The sequence below is a fragment of the Bacillus sp. FJAT-27001 genome, from assembly GCF_019039175.1.
GTDB lineage: Bacteria > Bacillota > Bacilli > Bacillales > Bacillaceae > Bacillus > Bacillus velezensis.
Genome location: NZ_JAHOAA010000001.1, coordinates 89,423 through 108,335, shown reverse-complemented (window position 1 = coordinate 108,335; position 18,913 = coordinate 89,423). Strand labels below are relative to the sequence as shown.

The following is an 18,913-nucleotide window of genomic DNA, read 5'->3' as shown; positions in this document are numbered from 1 at the left end:
GCACCTCATTTTATATATTTTAAAGAAATAATGCTTTTCCCTAAAAGTTCAATTGAATAGAATCAAGCGCGTTCTCTTCTTCCTCATTGCTGCCGCTCAATCCGATATGTTCGATTAGAATGCTTGGCTGTTCCAAAATCGCCGATAGGATGTGTAAGTAGTCGTTTGATAAAACCTCGATTCTGCTTTTCTTAAACAGTTTTTTCGAATATTCAAACAGTCCGTGATAGTTGTCGCGGTCCGCCTGAATCGACAAGGTCAAATCGAATTTGGCAACCGGATGATGAAATGGATACGGCTTGAGTTGAAGGGAATCGAAAGTCAATTCAGCATGATCAAGATTTTGCAGCACAAACATCGTATCGAATAAAGGATTGCGGCTTGAATCTTTTGGAAGATGCAGATGCTGAATTAATTCTTCCAACGGATAGTCTTGATTTTTATAGGCGTTCAGCATGTTTTCTTTTACTTCATTTAAGTAGGCATCAAATGTTTTACGGCCCGCCGGGTGATTGCGAATGACTAACGTATTGACGAACATTCCCACGACCGGCTCTACATCCAGATGAGTCCGCCCGGCAGATGGCGTTCCTACGATAATATCTTCTTGTCCGCTGTATTTGGATAAAAGAATCGTATAGGCTGCCAATAAAATCATATACAGTGTTGCTCCTGTGTCTTCTTCCATTTGGCTTAAACGCTGTTTCAAGTGTTCGGGTATAAGAAATTCAAATGATTCGCCTTCGTAATCGCGTATGGCAGGTCGCTCATAATCCGCAGGAATATCCAGTACAGGAATATCACCGTGAAACTGATCCAGCCAATACGCTTCCTGGCTCTTGATGTTCCGTTTCTGAATGTCCGATTGCTGCCAAACTGCAAAGTCTTTATATTGAATAGAGAGCGGGTCCGGTTCGTTCCCCTCGTAGATTCGGCTTAAATCTTTCATCAGAATATTGACGGACACGCCGTCAGAAATGATATGATGCATATCCACCACAAGCAAGTGCCGCGCAGGTTCAATTTCAATCAGTCCGGCCCGCATCAGCGGCGGCTTGGCTAAGTCAAACGCTTTGATGAAATCAAGCACACGGTCTTCCGCTTCTTCTTCGCTTGCTTGAATTCGTTCTATCGTAAAGTCGACGTTCTGATGAATACGCTGTGCCGGCTCGCCTTCATATAAATCAAAGCTGGTACGCAACGCTTCATGACGCGCGATTAATTTTCGGAAAGCGGCGTTTATCCGTTCGGGATCGATCGCCCCTTCCACATTCATGGCACCCGTCATATTGTAAGTCAGCTCGCCGCCTTCTGTGTGACTTAATAAATACATCCGCCTCTGAGCTGAAGAAACCGGATAATATGGCATTTCCTTTGCAGCCGGAATCGGTACATATCGATTTTTGTCCATGTGTAACGCCTTGTCAGCCAATTGTTCAATGGTAGGAAACTTGAATATGTCTTTGAGAGACAGATTCACATCCAGCTCTTTGTGAATTCTGGCGGCTAAGGCTGCCGCTCGGATGGAGTTGCCCCCGAGATCAAAGAAATTATGTTTGATCCCCGCATGGCTTATTCCGAGCACTTCCTTCCATAAATCTGTCAGTTTGGACTCCGTCTCATTACCCGGCGGAACATATTCAGCTGTCTGCTGCAGACTCGCTTCCGGTGCAGGCAGCGCCTTACGGTTTATTTTCCCGTTGGATGTTAACGGCATATGCTCCAGACGGACAAAATAGGACGGAACCATGTAGTCCGGAAGCTGGGATGACAAATGTTCCCTAAGCTGCGCAGCCGCTATAGGCTTGTCGCTTACGTAATACGCGCATAATTGTTTTAAGCCGTCTTCTTCTTCTTTCACTGTTACCGCGGCTTTTTGCACCGCTTCCGCGTTATGCATCGCTGCTTCAATTTCACCAAGCTCGATTCGGTGTCCCCTGATTTTGACTTGTTCATCAACGCGCCCAATATATACGAGATTTCCGTCCTTCAATCGCTTAGCCAAATCCCCTGATTTGTACATTTTCGCTCCCGGGACATACGGGTTTTCAACAAATTTCTCTTCCGTTAAATCCGGGCGGTTCCAATACCCTCTGGCAACACCCGGTCCGCTGATATATATTTCGCCGATTACCCCGATCGGAACCAGGTTTCTGCTTGCATCGGCCACATAAATATCCGTGTTGGCAGCCGGAGTGCCGATCGGTACAAATTCCCGCTTGTCCCGTTCTGCGTCGAAGTGATAAATCATACATCCGACGACAGCTTCCGTCGGTCCGTATTCATTGAAAATGTCCAGCCGGCCTTTAAACTGCTCGCTGACACTTTTGGCCAGACGGGTGCTTAAATTTTCTCCGCCGACAATCATTTTCCGTATGGCGGTGCCGCCAGCGATATTCATCTCCTTGATGACGTGCAGATGTGCCGGGGTCAATTTGATCATGTCTATTCTTGAGTCCCGCATAATCTCAGAAAGCACAGCGCTTTTGTCTTCGCCGTCAAAGACAATGATGGTATTTCCCGTAACCAGCGGTGTAAATATCGAGGTCACAGTCAGATCGAAAGAGATGGAAGAGTATAATGGAAAGTTGGTTTTCTCACCTCTTACATAAACCTCTTTCGCCCACCAAATATAATCAGCCAGCCCCTGATGCTCAATGAGTACACCTTTTGGATTTCCCGTCGAACCTGACGTATAGATCATGTAGGCCAAATCATGCGCATCGCTGTCCGATTCAAGATTCGAGTGCTCCTCATGGTATGAGTTTTCCTCATCCAAAAGCACAATGTCACCATCATACGGTAATTGATCCAGCAGGCTGCGCTGTGTCAACACAACCTCCGCTCTTGAATCTCTCAGCATATATTGGATCCGATCTTCCGGATATTCAGGATCAATGGGCACGTATGCGCCGCCGGCTTTCAGAACAGCCAAAATTCCGACAATCAGCTCGATCCGATGCGGGCTGATGATGGCAACGAATTGATCCGCTTGTACGCCTTTTGTCCGTAACGTCCGCGCCAATCGGTTCGCCCGTTCATTGAGCTGTCTGTACGTATACCGCTCATTGCCAAAAATAACGGCTTCATGATCGGGACTCTGTTCCGCCTGCATTTCAAACCACCGATATACCGTTTCCTTATGCGGATACGGCGTCTTTGTGCCATTACACTCCGTCAGCAGTTGATGCCGTTCGGTTTCAGACAGCATAGGAACGGAAGACAATGTCATCTCCGGCTGCTCAGCAAGGCTGTTTAAAATGGCGGTATAGTGTCTGGTGATCTGTTCAATGGTGTCTTTTGTGAATCGTCCCGGTTTATAATCAAAATGCATCTCTATCTGTTGACCGGCATCTTCGATCGTGAGCATCAAATCATATAAAGAGACCCCTGGATTTCGTTCTTTCACTTTAAATGTACATTCATTGTGCCGGATTTCATGAAATTCAATGTTTTGAAACACAAACATCGTATTAAACAGAGACTTTCCGGTTGTTTCCCGCTGTACATTTAATTTCTCCACAAGCCGGTCGAATGGATAGTCTTGGTTTTCGAAAGCGTCAAGCGTCTGCCGCTTTACTTCTTCCAGATAATCCGTAAACGTTCTATTGGCGTGCGGCTTCGTCCGGATTCCAATGGTTTGTATGAAAATACCGATGATCTTTTCGATATCCGGATGATTTCTTCCTGAAGCAGGCGTGCCTACGACAATGTCTTCTTGTCCCGTATATTTATGAAGCAGCACATTATAGGCGGCCAGAAGCACCGTATAGAGAGTCGTTTCCGCCTTTTGCGCCAAATCTTGAAGCGAACGGATGACATCCGGCTGTAAGGAGCATGTCACACGCTGTCCCTCAGAAGACCGTTCTGCCGCTATTGAACCGTCTGTCGGCAGGTCGAGAATGGGAATTTCGTCTTGAAATTGTTCCAGCCAATATGTCTCCTGCCGCTTCATGGCATCCTCATTCAGCCGTTGGTTTTGCCATTCTGCGAAATCTTTATATTCAAATTCAATGTCCGGTAATGGTTTCTGATGATATAAAGCCAGCAATTCATTTGTAAGGATGTTGACGGAATAACCGTCCGAAATGATATGATGCATATCGATGAGCAGTTCGGCCTGCTCGTTTTCAATCTTGATCAGCTCCGCACGAACTAACGGAGCTTGATCCAGGCGGAACGGTTTTACAAACCGGTCTGAATAGGCATCAAATTCGTCCCGGCTCATTGCCCGGACATGAACGTTAAAATCAACTTCGTTTTCAAGTTTCTGAACGATATCGCCATCTATAATGTCGAAATACGTGCGAAACGCTTCGTGCCGCTGCATCACTTGTTGAAGAGATGAGATCAGGGCTTGCTCATCGTACTTCCCTGTTATTGATATGTGGCCGAACATATTTTGCGCCAGCTGATCCGGTTCCAGTTGGTGCAGGAAATATACTCTTTGCTGTGCCGGCGATGTCGGGTAATACGCTTTTTTCTCGGCAGCCTTCATTGGGAGGTGCACGACTTTCGTTTCGTTCTGAATGAAACGTGCTAATTCCTTAACAGTCTGGTGATTGAAAAATTGTCCGATGGAAACCTTTTGATGAAATGTCTTCTGAACTTTGGAAAGCATAAGCGTTGCCTGAAGTGAGTTTCCCCCCAGAGCCAGGAAGCGATCTGATCTGCCAACCCGTTCAAGGCCGAAAAGTTCCTCCCAAATCCGCGCCAGCTGCCGTTCCGTTTCATTTACCGGCGCCTCATAGGCTTCAGTAAAATTTGCCGTATTGCTTCCTATTGAAGAGATCCGCTTCTGGTGTTCGGCGTAAAGTGCTTGTAAATCATGCTGTTCTTCATCGGAAAACATCATCATGGCGTCAAGAGGGATTGAATCTCCCTCAACCATTTTTTGCAGCAATTTTGTAAAACCCGCTCCCCACTTTTTCATGATTTCCGGACTGACGACGTTCGTATTAAAGTCGAAATCAAGAACATATTCTTGATGCGCGTCTGTTATGTTCAGAAATAAATCGTATAGGGTGCATTTTACCGGGTATGCAACGGGCTCCGCCTCCGCCTTTCCGAAATGCAGCTTTCGAAAAGGCCTGTCTAAATTAAAGATAATACGCATATCCGGCACTTGATCGTGCGGAAGCTCTCTGGCCACCAGTGTCATCGGGACGGCTTGGTGCCGCATTGCAAGATTCACGCTTTCTTTCATACTGCCAAGATAACCGGATAAAGTGCTTTCTGAAGAAGACGTGTTCTTCACCGGAATCATATTGACGCAATTTCCAATCAGATCATGCTGTTTCATATGCGATTGACCTGCTGCGGGGACCCCGATCACAAGGCCTGACTGTTTGGTAAGCCGGTGCAGAAAAAGATGAAATGCACCCAGCATCGTCACAAATACGCTATTTTTCATCTGAATGCTTAATGACCTTAAAGCCTCGCTCAATGGCCGTCCAAGCCTGACGGTACACCGGTCTCCCTCATACCCGTTCGGATAACGGACAGAATCTGTGCTTGGCAGAATTGGCTGCTGTATCGGTTCAGAGAAATGACGCCGCCAATAACGGACCCCTTCTTCATAATGGCCGCTGTCAATCTGTGCCTGCTGCCAGTCTAAGTATTGGCGAAACGAAACATCTGCCTCTTTCGGCGAAATCGGTTTTCCTTGTACGATTGCCGCGTAGTTGCTCTCCAGTTCTTGAACAAAAACGGCGATTGACCATCCATCGGCAATGATATGATGGAACGTGAGCACAATCAGATGTTCATTGTGAGCCGATGTAAGCACATGGATTCTAAACAAAGGTTTTTGTTCATGGAAATGAAACGGCCGCTTGGCATCTTCTGTCAGCCATTTTTGGATTTCCGGCTCCCGATGTTCATGCGGGTGACCGGTAAAATCAATGACAGGTATTTCTATATTCATCCGTTCCTGCACTTGCTGTACCTCGTCATCGGGATGAATCACCGTACGTAAAGCTTCATGACGGTCAACGATATGCCGGACGGCTTGTTTTAATGATGTATACTGCAGTTCGCCCTTCACTTTCAGCATAATGGACTGGTTTAAAGCGGCGGAAGCTTCATTCCCGTAATGGGATGCCATAACCAACTGCTTTTGTTCAGGTGAAAGCTCGCGCGTCCCGGACTTTTTACGGCCTCCGCCATCAGGGGAATCCGGGCCTTCCGGAATAAATCCGCCTCGGCGAAGATCCTCCACCGTGTCTTTCACCGCTTGAATAATATTTTCGATATCATCCGCGGTATGCGCCGCAGACAAGAAGCAGTTGCGTCCCTCCCATACATAGACCCCTTTATAGTTGAGATGGTAAAAGAACAAGTCATTATCAAGCGATGAGACAAACCGGAATAAAGAACCGAATCGAACCATGCGGATAGGCACTTGCGCTTGTTCGAAGCAGCGATTCAGCTCATCGACCAGGTAGGCTGTTTTTTGATTAAGCTGCTCATACAGATGTTCTCCTTCGGTTTGTAAATGGCGAAGGACGGCTAATGACATCCTCATGGTAAGCGGGTGAGTATTGAAGGTGCCGGCCACAAACGTGCGTTTCGCCTCGTCTTGCGGGTAGGAATCGTCCCCATACTGCCAGGTACCCCCGTCGATCGCATTCATGAACTCAGCTTTTCCGGCAACTACCCCTAACGGCTGTCCGCCGCCGATGATTTTTCCGTAGGTCACTAAATCAGCCTGAATGCCGAACCATTCCTGTGCGCCGCCAAGACCGATCCGAAATCCGGTAATAATTTCATCCATAATCAGAGCTGTTCCGGATTGCTGCGTGATCGCCCGCAATTCTTTCAAAAATGCCTGCGGCTGCAAATCCGGTCTGCGGCTTTGTACCGGTTCCACCAGTACGGCTGCCAATTCATCACCAAGACTGCGGATCACGTCCAGCGAATCGGGATTGTTGTAATGTAAAATAATCAAATCATCCATAAAGCTCTGCAGTATGCCCGGAGCCAGCGGATTCGCAGACGCAGCCCCGCCTTTTGTGCCGGCAACCCCTAATACGCCGTCAAACGTGCCGTGATAAGATCCGGAGAACGCCACGACTTTCTTTCTTCCTGTTGCCGCCCGCGCCAAACGCAGGGCAACCATGACGGCCTCTGTTCCTGAATTATAGAAAGCGACCCTTTCCACTCCGGTACATGTGCGGATCCGGTCGGCAACTTCACCGGCGACATCTGACATCGGGCCGAGCGGAGGCAATGATGAACGGGTTGAATCATCGATAACCTGTGTAATAAAGGAAGGATGATGCCCGAAAAGGTTAACCCCGAATCCCATGGTGATATCGATATATTCATTTCCGTCAATATCCCACATTTTAGAACCGTCAGAACGTTCGGCGATAATTGGGTATACGATTTCCTTCCAATACGAACGGAAGCTGGACAAATTGCGGTTGTTTGCATGAGCAAATCGGGTATTGTCCGTATATTGTTTGGAACCTTTCGTTTTATCTGCGTATTTCTTGATGAAGTCTTCTAAGTATTGTTTTTGCCGTGCGGTATAGTGTCCCTGATCATGCAGGTTCTGAGGCTGGAAAGGAACATAGGGTTTCGCTTCTTGAGCCGCTTTCTTTTCTGCAGTGACGGCCGGAGGCCCCTGCTTGACAGAAGGAATTGATTTCTCTTGCGCCTTAGCGTATTCTTTCTCATCGGAATGATGCCCGCTGTTTCTCAACAAATTAAAGCTATTTAATTGAGCTTGCAAGGTATCCTGAATTAATTGATTCTGAGAAGAGATTATTTTTTCGAGCATATGCTCTTGATGACCTTCTCTGCGATCCGATTCAGACTGCGCTTCTGAAATGACCTGTATTTCCTGCGCCGGAACATTCTCTTGAGGGGGAGCGGATGCAAAGGACGATGGAACGGTCTCAGCCAAGTAATCTATGACACTTTGAAGGTTGTTCATCGTATCAAAAAAACGATCCATCGGGATGTCTGCCCCAAATTCGTCCGCGATGGCTTTTTTGACCTGTGACAGCATGATAGAATCCATTCCGAGCCCGATAAAATGAGCATTCAGATCGAGTTCCTCCGCTCTGATCCCCGAAGCATTGCTGATTACAGTTTTCAGGAAGGATTCAATGTGCGCCTTCGATTGGTTGATATTCAATGCCGCTTCTCCTCTCTTTTCGTCCTCGTTTAAGCGCAATTGGTCAGCTTCAGCCCAGCATCGGCTCCGTTCAAACGGATACAGTGGCAATGGCGTCTTTTGTACAGTTTCACCGGAATAAAGCGCGCGCCAATCGATAACGGCTCCTTGCACAAATAATTCGGCTGCGCGATTCAGCCATGTGATCCGTTCATCTTGCGTACGTAAACGCTGCTTAATCAGAGCGGCTGCTTGTTGATTCAGCTCTTCTTTATGAGCAGGCAGCATTTCCTTCATATTCTTGTAACCGATGTATACACCGGGAAGGTTTCTGTCTCCCTGAATCAGGCGGGTCAGCTTATCCGATAGTTCTTGTTTACCGGATACAATCATGGCAATGCCATGATCCAAATGAGCCCTGCCCGTACTTGCTGTATAGCAAATGGACTTTAATGAAGCTTGGCTGTCATCCGATACATATTGCCGGTACTGCTGTGCGAGTTCATAGAGTGATTTTTCAGTATGAGCGGATAAAACAAATAGGTGCGGCCCATGTTCATCCTCGGGTGCATACTCACTTTGAGAAATATATTCTTCCAATACCACATGAGCGTTCGTTCCGCTAAAACCGAACGAGCTGATTCCGCCTCGCAGCGGCTCATCACCGGATGTGAACGCTGCAGCTTCCTGATTCACATAAAATGGTGATGAGTGAAAATGAATGAGCGGATTAGGTTCATTAAAGTGAGCTAACGGCGGATTTTTCTTGTGATTCAGCATGAGGACAGATTTGATCAGCCCGACGATGCCTGCCGCTTCAAACAAATGACCGATGTTCGATTTAACAGAACCAATCGCACAAAATTGTTTTTTTGCCGTGTACTTTTCAAACGCTTTACAAAGCCCGTTAAATTCAACCGGATCGCCGAGCTTCGTTCCGGTGCCATGCGCTTCGATGAAAGACAGTGTTTCAGGGGCAATGCCCGCGTCTTTCCAAGCCGTCTCAATGACCTCAGTCTGAGCTGCCGGATTCGGTGCTGTAATCCCGGCGGTTGTTCCGTCTTGATTCATCGCGCTTCCCTTGATTACGCCGTAAATATGGTCTCCGTCGCGAACAGCATCCTGCAAAGGTTTTAGCAGGACTGCGGCCGCGCCTTCACCTGTGCCCGTGCCGTCTGAATCTTTGCTGAACGTTTTGGTGTATCCGTCCGAAGATTCCATATCAAGCCCGATACAGATCGGCAAGAGCGATGTCCGGATACCGCCTGCAAGAGCCATTTCACAATCGCCGGACGTTAAAGATTTACATGCCATATGAACGGCGGCAAGCGATGAGGAGCATGCCGTATCCACTGTGACCGCCGGCCCTTTTAAATTTAAGAAATAAGCGATTCGGCTGGCTAACACGGAAGGAAGATTGCCCACGATATATTGATGAAGTTCCTCCGGATAATTCGCAGAAAGGAGACGTTCATAATCGTAGCCCACCTTCGAGTACCCTGCATATACCCCGACACGGCTCCCGTTCATGCTGCCGCCGGCATAGCCCGCATCTTCAATCGCATGCCATGCAGACTGCAAAAACAGTCTTTGGTTAGGGTCCATAAACTGAGCCGTTTTAGGAGCTAAACCGAAGAACGAGTAATCAAAGCGGTCGATTTCATCTAAATAGCCGCCCTTCACAAACTGATTCTCATTGAACTCGCTTTGGATGGACTTTAAATAATCCGCCGCATCTTTCAGCCGGGATTCGGGGTATTCTCGAATGCTGTGCTCACCTTTTTCAAGCAGATTCCAAAAATCACTTTTCGTTGACGCTCCCGGGACATTGAGCGACATCCCGATAATGGCGATATCTTTCGGTGTCACATGGCTTGGTTTCGCTGCCGCGTCCTGTTTGATTTCAGCCCGGCTTTCAGACAGATATGCCGCTAAATCAGTGATAGAAGGATACGTAAAGAGATCTGAAACGGCAAGCTCGCGTCCGAATTTCTGTTCTATGCGCTCGGCAATCTGCGATAACTGTAATGAATTTGCTCCCATATCAAAATAACTGTCAGCGAGGTGAACCTTTTTTCCATCGAGCACTTCGGAAAAGATAGACAGCAATTCCGTTTCTATCTCATGAATGGGTGTCTGTCCGGATGTTTCCGGGCTGCTCTCCAAACATTCATTGATGGCGGCAGACTCTGTTGAAAAATTCCCTGCCTCATACTGTCTGGCAAGTTCGTAGCGTTTAACCTTTCCGCTGGTTGTTTTAGGGAGTTTTCGGATCGGAAGGACTTCTTTTATGCTCCAGCCGCCCCGCTTGTACAAATGCTTTTTTATCTCTTTGACAAGCGGTGCGAATTTTTCAGGTGATTTTTTGTAAACAACAAAGAGCACGATTTCTCCGCTTTGTGTCTTTTGATCATATACACCGCAGGCGGCAACCCTTCCTAAGTCAACCTCTTCCATTTCAATCGCGACCCGTTCAATATCGTGCGGGTAGATATTTTTTCCGTTCACGAAAATAATGTCCTTTTCTCTTCCGGTTACGACTAAGTTACCACTTTCACTAATAAATCCGAGGTCTCCCGTTTTTACCCAGCCGTCAGAAGTCAGCGCTTTTTCCGTACTCTCTGGGTTGTTATAATACCCTTGCGTCACATTGTCTCCTTTGATGTGGATATGGCCGATGATTCCGTCTTCTACTCTTTCATTTGTTTCATCGGAGATCCGAAGCTGACAATAGTCAATAGGTTGTCCCACCTCAACGAATGAAGCGCAATTTTGGTCCTCTTTGCTGACTTTTACAGCTCTTTCACCAAGATTTAAATAGTCACGATGCAAATAAACGGGAACGAATTCTTTACCTATTTTAGAGAACGCTGCGCCAACCGAAGCTTCCGCTAAACCGTAAACATTCAAAATGGCGGATCTTTTCAGATTGAATGCTGCGCATCTTTTCAAAAATTCGTCACACAGCTCCGGCAATATCGGTTCTGCACCGTTTGCGATGACCTTGATGTGGGATAAATCCCAGTCTGGTTCGTTTTTCAGAAATTTAAGGAAGTAGTTGTACCCGAAATTAGGAGATGATAGAATACTGGCTTTATGTTCATGAGCTTTTTTCATCCAAAGAATAGGTCTGCGAATAAATAACTCTGTAGGCATTAGATTTTGATTGATTCCGGTTATGAAGGGAACAAGGTGGCAGGCGATGAGCCCCATATCATGCGTTAAAGGCATCCATGATAAGAAAGAGTCTTTCGAATGAATGGCTAGGGCAGTCCCAATGGCGCACGTGTTATGTATTAAGTTGTGATGCGTTAACATGACTCCTTTTGGGTCTCCTGTCGATCCGGAAGAAAATTGGATAAAGGCGAGTTCATCCGCATCAGGTTCATAAAATGAAGCGGGGTAATCGTAGGTTTGATCTTGAATGATGTCAGATTTTTCGTTTAATTGATGATGGAAATCCTGTAAATCGTGTTCTGCAGCGTATTTCTTTATTTTGTCCAATACTTTTTCAGAGGCAATCAGAAAGGGATGATTTAATATATTCCAAATGCGCCAGACCTTCAGTTTATGGTCATCATCTTCTCCGATACTGACCGGAACCGGGATCATTCCTCCTAATATACAAGCCCAAAAAGCAACGACAAATGATTTGTTTTCTTGGATTTGAAATACAATTTCCTGCTTCGGCTTAATGCCGAGATGCTGTAAATAGCCAAGATACCCTTGCGCCTCTTCAAACAATTGGCGATAAGAGACAACCGTCTCGTTTTTATCGGATTCGATAAAACGGATCCCGCGATCAGAGATATTGCTTCTTTCCCGAATGACATCTACTAAGGTTTGGAATTGTCTGGTATACATAGGTCCCCTCCTGGGCGCTTTATTTTAAAATCCGCAATTCTTCCCAAGCCGGAAGCTGTTTAGCTTCACAAATTAATTTGCATAAATGGATCGAATGTTCGAGTTCTTGTTCTGAAAGCACGTCTTCATGCCTTTTCATTCTCTCTTTCAGCTCTTGGATTTGCGTAAATAATGGCGTCGTCCTATTGGAATAATCCGCTGAATCCTTGTTGTAATTTCGCGCAATGACGGATTGAATCATCAATTTATTCAGTTGTTTTTTGCGTAAATGGACAATATGTTTCTTTCTTTCCGTTGAATTGGAAAGCGGGGGAACATCAGATGTCTGTCCTAAGGGATATGGTACAATGTGATTCGTTGTTTTTCTCAGCAGACCGGCTAAGACATTGTTCGGACCCATTTCGATGACTTCTGTGACTCCATGTAAAAGCAAGTAATGCATCGATTCTGTCCATCTAACCGGCATCGTCATGTGCTGCTTGAGATGTTCGCTTATCGAATTTCCGCTGCTGTAAGGGCGCGCGGTGACATTTGAAATGATCGGCCATGCGGCATCCCGGAAGGAATACCGGTGTAATACAGTCTGGAATTGTTCGGAGGCTGATCGTATCATCGAACTGTGAAAAGGCGCACTGACATTCAAATAAGTGTATGCCGCACCCTTTTCCTCCGCCATCTTGATGACACGTTCCACAGCTTGCCGGTGTCCGGAAATCACATGCTGCTGTTCTGAATTCATGCAGGCTACATCTGCCGGAAAGTCTTCCGTCGATACTTTCGAACATATTTCCTGCAAGGTTTGGAGAGAGAGCTGTGTCACGGCGGCCATCGTCCCCTGCTGCTGGGGATCCGCATTTTGCATAAGAATTCCCCGCTCCCTTACAAGTGTAACGGCATCCTGAAAAGAAAGGGCGCCGGCACAGACAAGCGCTGAATATTCGCCTAAGCTATGGCCTGCCAGGAAGCGGGGCTTCACCCCTATTTCCTGCATATACACTTGAAAAGCAATCACACTGACCGTTAAAATAGCGGGCTGCGCGTTCATTGTCTTTGTCAATTCATTCATATCTCCGTTAAAACACAGTTTTTTTACATCCAAGGAGATCGCATCGCTCGCTTCTTCAAACAATCTCTTTGCGAGCACAAAATCATTCCAAAATTGTTTGCCCATTCCTACAAATTGAGACCCTTGTCCAGGAAATAAAAAGGCAAGATTGTTCATGAGATTCCTCCGATCATATTGAACAGGGGATACAATATCCTACAAAATATCCCTTTATCTAACATCCTAGCATGATTATAACAAATGTGTATAGAATACTTTCGGAGGAGTTATTGTTCGTTTTCACAAACGAATTAGATATATTTATTCATAAAATAAAACATGGGGGTTTCACCGAAAATCAGTCTTAAAGAGAGATGATGAAAGCCGGGGTGGAGCCTGTTACCGGCTCTTCTTCACTTAGGACGCGCTCTTCATGTTTCATATATTTTAGGGCTATTGGCATTATTGTGTCAGAAATTACATATTTTCTGTTTATTGTAAAAAATCATTTGTATATCTGTGAAGGATTGTAAACTGATTGCGCTTGTTTATAAATGTGGCGCAAGAGATGGATCTGGATGGGGAAAATCCGCAAGGACGAAATACGCCGCAGAACATGCGAATGACCCTGCCCGGATACCGATTGACGCAGTAAATCGGCCTATTGAGTGAACAAGGTTTTCAGGCATAAAAAAACAGCCGTTCAGAGCGGCTGTTTTTTTAAAAAGTATAAGAACTATTGAGCGGTATACCCGCCATCCATGACTACGGCCTGACCTGTGACCCCTTTTGCTTTGTCGCTGGCCAAAAATACGGCGTAATCAGCGATTTCCTTCACTGACAGCAGCCGTTTTTGGGGAACGAGCGGAAAGATGACGTCCTCAAGCACCCGCTCGTACGGTACATTCCTTGTTGCGGAAATGTCCTTTAACTGATTGCGGACAAGCTGAGTGTCCACATATCCCGGACAAAGCGCATTGACGGTAATGCCGTCAGCCGCGCCTTCAAGTGCGCCGACTTTCGTTAAACCGATGACGCCGTGCTTGGCGCTGTTATATGCCGCTTTCCCGTGAAAACCGATCAGTCCGTTGACAGACGCCATATTAATGATTCGACCGAATTGCTGTTTTTTCATAATGGGAAATGCATGCTTCATTGCGATAAATGGCGCAGTCAGCATGAGACGAATGAGCCGTTCAAACTGTTCGGTGGGAAATTCCTCGATGGGCGCGACATGCTGAATGCCCGCATTATTCACAAGGATATCGAGACGTCCGAATTGTTTCTCGACCGTCTGCAGCATGTCGGCCACTTGCTTTTCATTTGTTACATCGCATGTGATGCTGACTGCTTCACAGCCTTCATCTGTCAGTCTTGCCGCCGCTTCTTTCCCCGCTTGTTCGTTTACATCAGAGATGATGACGGCTGCTCCTTCACGGGCGAATTCTTTTGCGATTTCGAGCCCGATTCCTCCTGCTGCACCTGTTACAACGGCTGTTTTTTCAATAAGCAATGAATGCATGACGGCACCTCCTCATTTTGGTCTGACCCCGTTTTTTAACGACTGGCTGACAGTAAAATGACCTTCTGTTTTCTCAAAGACCTCCTCCATTGTTACACCTTCCTGCAGTTCGGTGAGCGTCATACGGCCATCATGAAAATCGAATACAGCCAAATCTGTGATCAGCCGATCGACCACCTGCCTGCCGGTTAAAGGCAGCGTACATTCCGTTCTCACTTTAGATTCCCCATATTTATTAACGTGCTCCATAATGACAATAATCCGTTTTGCTCCGTGGACCAAGTCCATGGCGCCGCCCATTCCTTTGATCATTTTTCCTGGGATCATCCAGTTCGCCAAATCTCCCCGTTCGGACACTTCCATCCCGCCGAGGATCGCTACATCAATGTGGCCGCCGCGAATCATGGCAAAGGATTCGGCACTGTCAAAATACGAGGCTCCCTTTACTTCGGTGATGGTTTCTTTTCCCGCGTTGATCAGATCGGGGTCCTCCGTTCCTTCCGCCGGATAAGGCCCGATCCCGAGCAAGCCGTTTTCAGACTGAAGCAGGACGTTATAATCATTCGGTATCTCATTGGCTACAAGCGTCGGCATCCCTATCCCCAAGTTCACATTCATTCCGTCCTTAATTTCCTTTACAGCCCGTTTGATCATTCGTTTTCTGCTATCTCTCATTCTGTCAGCCTCCTTTATCATGCTTGCCGGACGGTGCGGCGTTCAATCCGTTTTTCATGAATCCCGCCGAGCAGCACGTGCTGCACAAAAATACCCGGCGTATGAATTTGATCCGGATCAAGCTCTCCGGCATCGACGATTTCTTCAGCCTCTGCAATCGTCACTTTGCCTGCCATTGCAGCGAGCGGATTGAAATTTCTCGCCGTCTTTCTGAACATCAGGTTGCCCAGAGGATCGGCTTTCCAGGCCTTTACGATGGCGGCGTTCCCTGTAATCCCTTTCTCCAGAAGATAGGTGCGTCCGTCAAATGTCTTATGTTCTTTTCCCTCGGCTACTGATGTTCCGACGCCCGCAGGTGTGTAAAACGCCGGAATGCCCGCCCCTCCCGCGCGAATTCTTTCTGCGAGCGTTCCTTGGGGCACCAATTCGACTTCCAGCTCTCCGCTTAAAAACTGCCGTTCAAAGGTTTTGTTTTCTCCCACATAGGATGCGACCATTTTTTTGATCTGCCGGTTTGCAAGCAAGAGGCCTAACCCCCAATCATCAACACCGCAGTTATTACTGACAACGGTCAAGTTTTTTACGCCGCTGTCCCTGATCGCGAGAATTAATTGTTCCGGAATGCCGCACAGGCCGAAGCCTCCTGCGATGAGGGTGTCTCCGTCCTTGATCAGTGCAGCAGCATCTTGATAAGAGTCCATCACTTTTCCTTTTCCCATATTCGTTTCCCCTTTCTGTTTTGGCTACACAAGGCCCGTCAGACTGTAAATGGCGATGATGACAAACACAGCGGCTGTTTTAATGACGGTAATGGCAAAGATATCCCTGTAGGATTGGCGGTGGGTCAACCCGGTGACCGCGAGCAGCGTAATGACGGCTCCATTATGCGGAAGAGTGTCCATCCCGCCGGAGGCCATCGAGATCACCCGGTGCATGACCTCCGGCGGGATGTGGAATGTATTGATTGCTTCTGTATACGCTGCTGACATCGTGCTTAAAGCGATGCCCATTCCTCCTGATGCCGATCCTGTAATCCCGGCAAGCGCAGTGGTCGTCACCGCTCCGTTGACGAGCGGATCTGTAAACGTCTGCGATATGCCGCTGCTGACCATTTTAAAGCCGGGAAGCGCCGCAATGATGCCGCCAAATCCGTATTCGGCTCCTGTATTCATCGACGCCAGCAAGGCACCCCCGATGCCCTCATTCAGTCCTTCTTTCAAATTGAAGAGGACTTTTTTCCAATCGAACAAAATCGTGGTCATGATTCCGATGAACAGTGCGAGTTCTACTGACCAGATCGCCGTGACGGAGGAAAGGTCAATCTTCCCGAACGCTTCTAAGCCGAGCGGCGCAAAATCAAATCCGTCAGGGTACCAATGCGGGAGCCACATCGTGAAGCATTTGTTCATGACTCCCACAAGGATAAGCGGAACAAAGGCGAGCACTTGCCGCGCGGGGCTGGGTTGCGGTAAAACAGGCGTATGTGTTTCATTAGCCAGACTTGAGGATTCCTCTGCAGCGGAAACTTCAGATTGAAATCCAGCATAGCCTTCTCCGGCATTGGCCGCTTTTTTGCGCCGGGATTCTAAATAAATCATTCCGGCCGTAAGCACAAATGCTGCACCAATCAGTCCGAGCCAGGGAGCGGCATAAATGTTTGTTTTAAAAAAAGCTGTCGGAATGACATTTTGAATTTGCGGTGTGCCGGGAAGCGCATCCATTGTAAAAGTAAACGCGCCCAATGCAATCGTACCGGGTATCAGACGCTTGGGAATATCAGCTTTAATAAATAGGTTTTTAGCAAACGGATAAATGGCAAACACCGCTACGAAGAGACTGACGCCGCTGTACGTTAAAATCGCACCCATTAAGACGATGGCGAGAATGGCTCTTTTTGCTCCCACAAGTCTGACGATTGTTTTTGCAATCGACTCGGCGAGCCCGGATATTTCAACAACCTTGCCAAAAACGGCCCCTAAAAGAAATACGGGAAAATACAGCTTAATAAATCCTACCATCTTCTCCATAAATATATTCGAGAAGAAAGGAAGTACGAAGCTTGGATCTGTCAGGAGCACGGCAAACAGCGCACAAATCGGGGCGAATAAAATGACTGAAAAGCCCCGGTAAGCCGCAAACATCAGCATGCCTAATGCCAATAAAATAATAACAATGTCCACAAATCCCCCTCTTTTCTGCTCAATATTAGTAAGCGCTTACAAAAAATCGAGAAAATAAAGCAAAAAACATGCCGGTTTTGCACAGTTTCTGAGGCTGAAAAAATGTGCATCATGGTGAATGTTCCGTTTTGGCGAAAGAAAGGGAGACTCTTGCTGTATTAGATTGATTGGCTGAGCAGTGAGTTTTTTTAGGGATAGTGAGATGGATCAGAGAGGATTTTTGCTTTATAAATATGTATTCTTTTTTCTTTCATTTATTTCCTGCAAGAGGAACCGATAAAATCCGGCCCTCCTGCATGGTCATTCAGCCAATGACAACCGGGAGCTCTTTGAGCGACCTAAAACCAATGAGCTTGCGGTATTCAAGGCGGTGTGCAGCCAGCCGAAGCTTAGGCATCCGCTCAAACAGTGTAAGAATTGCAATTTGTGCTTCGATGCGCGCTAATGAGGAGCCTATGCAAAAATGGGCGTTCTTTCCGAATGCAAGATGCGGGTTCGGCTTTCTTTGGATATCCATTTTGTGAGGTTGATCGAATATGCTTGGATCGCGATTGGCTGCCCCTAAAAGGATATATACCTGCTCTCCTTTTTTTATGGTCTTCCCATTTATTTCGCAGTCTTCTGAGGCGGTGCGTGCCGTCAGCTGCGCGGGGCTGTCGTAGCGCAGACATTCCTCAACTGCAGTTTCAATAAGCGAGGGGTTTTCTCTCAGTGCGCTAAGCTGTTCAGGGTGTTTCAATAAAGTAAACACACCGTTGCTTATGAGGTTTACCGTCGTCTCGTGTCCGGCTATGACAAGTAAGATACATGTCGCGAGCACTTCCTCTTTTGAAAGCTGTTCCTCCATAATAAACCTGCTGATCAAGTCTTGCTGAGGGTGCGCTTTCCGCTTGTGAATCAAATCTTTGAAATATGACGTCAGCCTGCCTGCGGTGTCGCTTGCTCTGACTAACGTCTTTCTTGATCGGGTAAGATCAATGGCCTGGATGACGTCTGCCGTCCATTGTCTGAATTGATATCTCTCCTCTTTCGGCACTCCGAGTATCTCCGCAATGATAAGGCTTGCCAATGGAAAGGCAAACTCTGAAACAAGGTCCGCGGTTTTTTTGATTTGGACTTGATCCAACAAGTCATGAACCGTTTCTTTTATACAAGGGCGAAGTGATTCCGCCGTCTTTGCGGTAAATTCTTTACCGATAAGCATCCGCATCCGCTTATGGTCTGATTGATTTTTAAATAACAGCATATCGTGCTGGATATGCGATAGATTTTGATATTTCGTTGAAGCTTCCGGAAGAGGAATGCGGTTTTTAAACCGAATGTCTTTCAGAATCGCTGCCGCTTCTTTGTACCCGGTGACATACCAGCCCGGATATTTTAATACGGTTCCTTTATAAACAGGATCAATGGATCGCAGTTTGTCATAAAACGGGTAAGGGTCATTCCAAAAATCCGAATCCGCATGGAGAGACGGATGTACAATCGATAGGTCCGCCGTCATC

7 protein-coding genes are annotated in these 18,913 nt (G+C 46.9%); all 7 read right to left on the bottom strand.

Going from position 1 to position 18,913, the window contains the following annotated elements:
- Positions 1 to 40: 40 nt before the first annotated feature.
- Positions 41 to 11,989, bottom strand: coding sequence for a bacillomycin D hybrid PKS/NRPS BamA (gene bamA, locus BGM27_RS00290; protein ID WP_020954027.1), 11,949 nt, complete (start codon positions 11,987 to 11,989; stop codon positions 41 to 43).
- A gap of 19 nt (positions 11,990 to 12,008) precedes the next feature.
- Positions 12,009 to 13,211 carry a bacillomycin D biosynthesis malonyl-CoA transacylase BamD gene (gene bamD, locus BGM27_RS00285; RefSeq protein WP_007410138.1) on the bottom strand — a complete coding sequence of 401 codons (1,203 nt, stop codon included), beginning with the start codon at positions 13,209 to 13,211 and terminating at the stop codon, positions 12,009 to 12,011.
- A 559-nt stretch (positions 13,212 to 13,770) separates the two neighbouring features.
- Positions 13,771 to 14,556, bottom strand: coding sequence for a 3-hydroxybutyrate dehydrogenase (locus tag BGM27_RS00280; RefSeq protein WP_007410137.1), 786 nt, complete (start codon positions 14,554 to 14,556; stop codon positions 13,771 to 13,773).
- Between the two features lie 12 nt (positions 14,557 to 14,568).
- Positions 14,569 to 15,231, bottom strand: a complete 663-nt coding sequence (locus BGM27_RS00275) for a CoA transferase subunit B (protein WP_007410136.1) — start codon at positions 15,229 to 15,231, stop codon at positions 14,569 to 14,571.
- Positions 15,232 to 15,248: 17 nt separating this feature from the next.
- A complete protein-coding gene (locus BGM27_RS00270) occupies positions 15,249 to 15,950 on the bottom strand; it encodes a CoA transferase subunit A (protein ID WP_007410135.1) in 702 nt (233 codons plus the stop codon).
- Between the two features lie 24 nt (positions 15,951 to 15,974).
- Complete coding sequence (locus BGM27_RS00265; protein WP_020954028.1) at positions 15,975 to 17,411, bottom strand: GntP family permease; 1,437 nt, start codon at positions 17,409 to 17,411, stop codon at positions 15,975 to 15,977.
- Positions 17,412 to 17,715: 304 nt separating this feature from the next.
- The gene (locus tag BGM27_RS00260) at positions 17,716 to 18,912 is read right to left on the bottom strand and encodes a cytochrome P450 (protein WP_007410133.1); all 1,197 of its coding nucleotides are present in this window, start codon (positions 18,910 to 18,912) and stop codon (positions 17,716 to 17,718) included.
- Between the last annotated feature and the right edge of the window lies 1 nt (position 18,913).

Coding starts and splice junctions, on each gene's coding strand:
- BGM27_RS00260 (WP_007410133.1), bottom strand. CDS start 18,912: ATGACGGCGGACCTATCGATTGTACATCCGTCTCTCCATGCGGATTCG.
- bamD (WP_007410138.1), bottom strand. CDS start 13,211: ATGAACAATCTTGCCTTTTTATTTCCTGGACAAGGGTCTCAATTTGTA.
- bamA (WP_020954027.1), bottom strand. CDS start 11,989: ATGTATACCAGACAATTCCAAACCTTAGTAGATGTCATTCGGGAAAGA.
- BGM27_RS00280 (WP_007410137.1), bottom strand. CDS start 14,556: ATGCATTCATTGCTTATTGAAAAAACAGCCGTTGTAACAGGTGCAGCA.
- BGM27_RS00270 (WP_007410135.1), bottom strand. CDS start 15,950: ATGGGAAAAGGAAAAGTGATGGACTCTTATCAAGATGCTGCTGCACTG.
- BGM27_RS00275 (WP_007410136.1), bottom strand. CDS start 15,231: ATGAGAGATAGCAGAAAACGAATGATCAAACGGGCTGTAAAGGAAATT.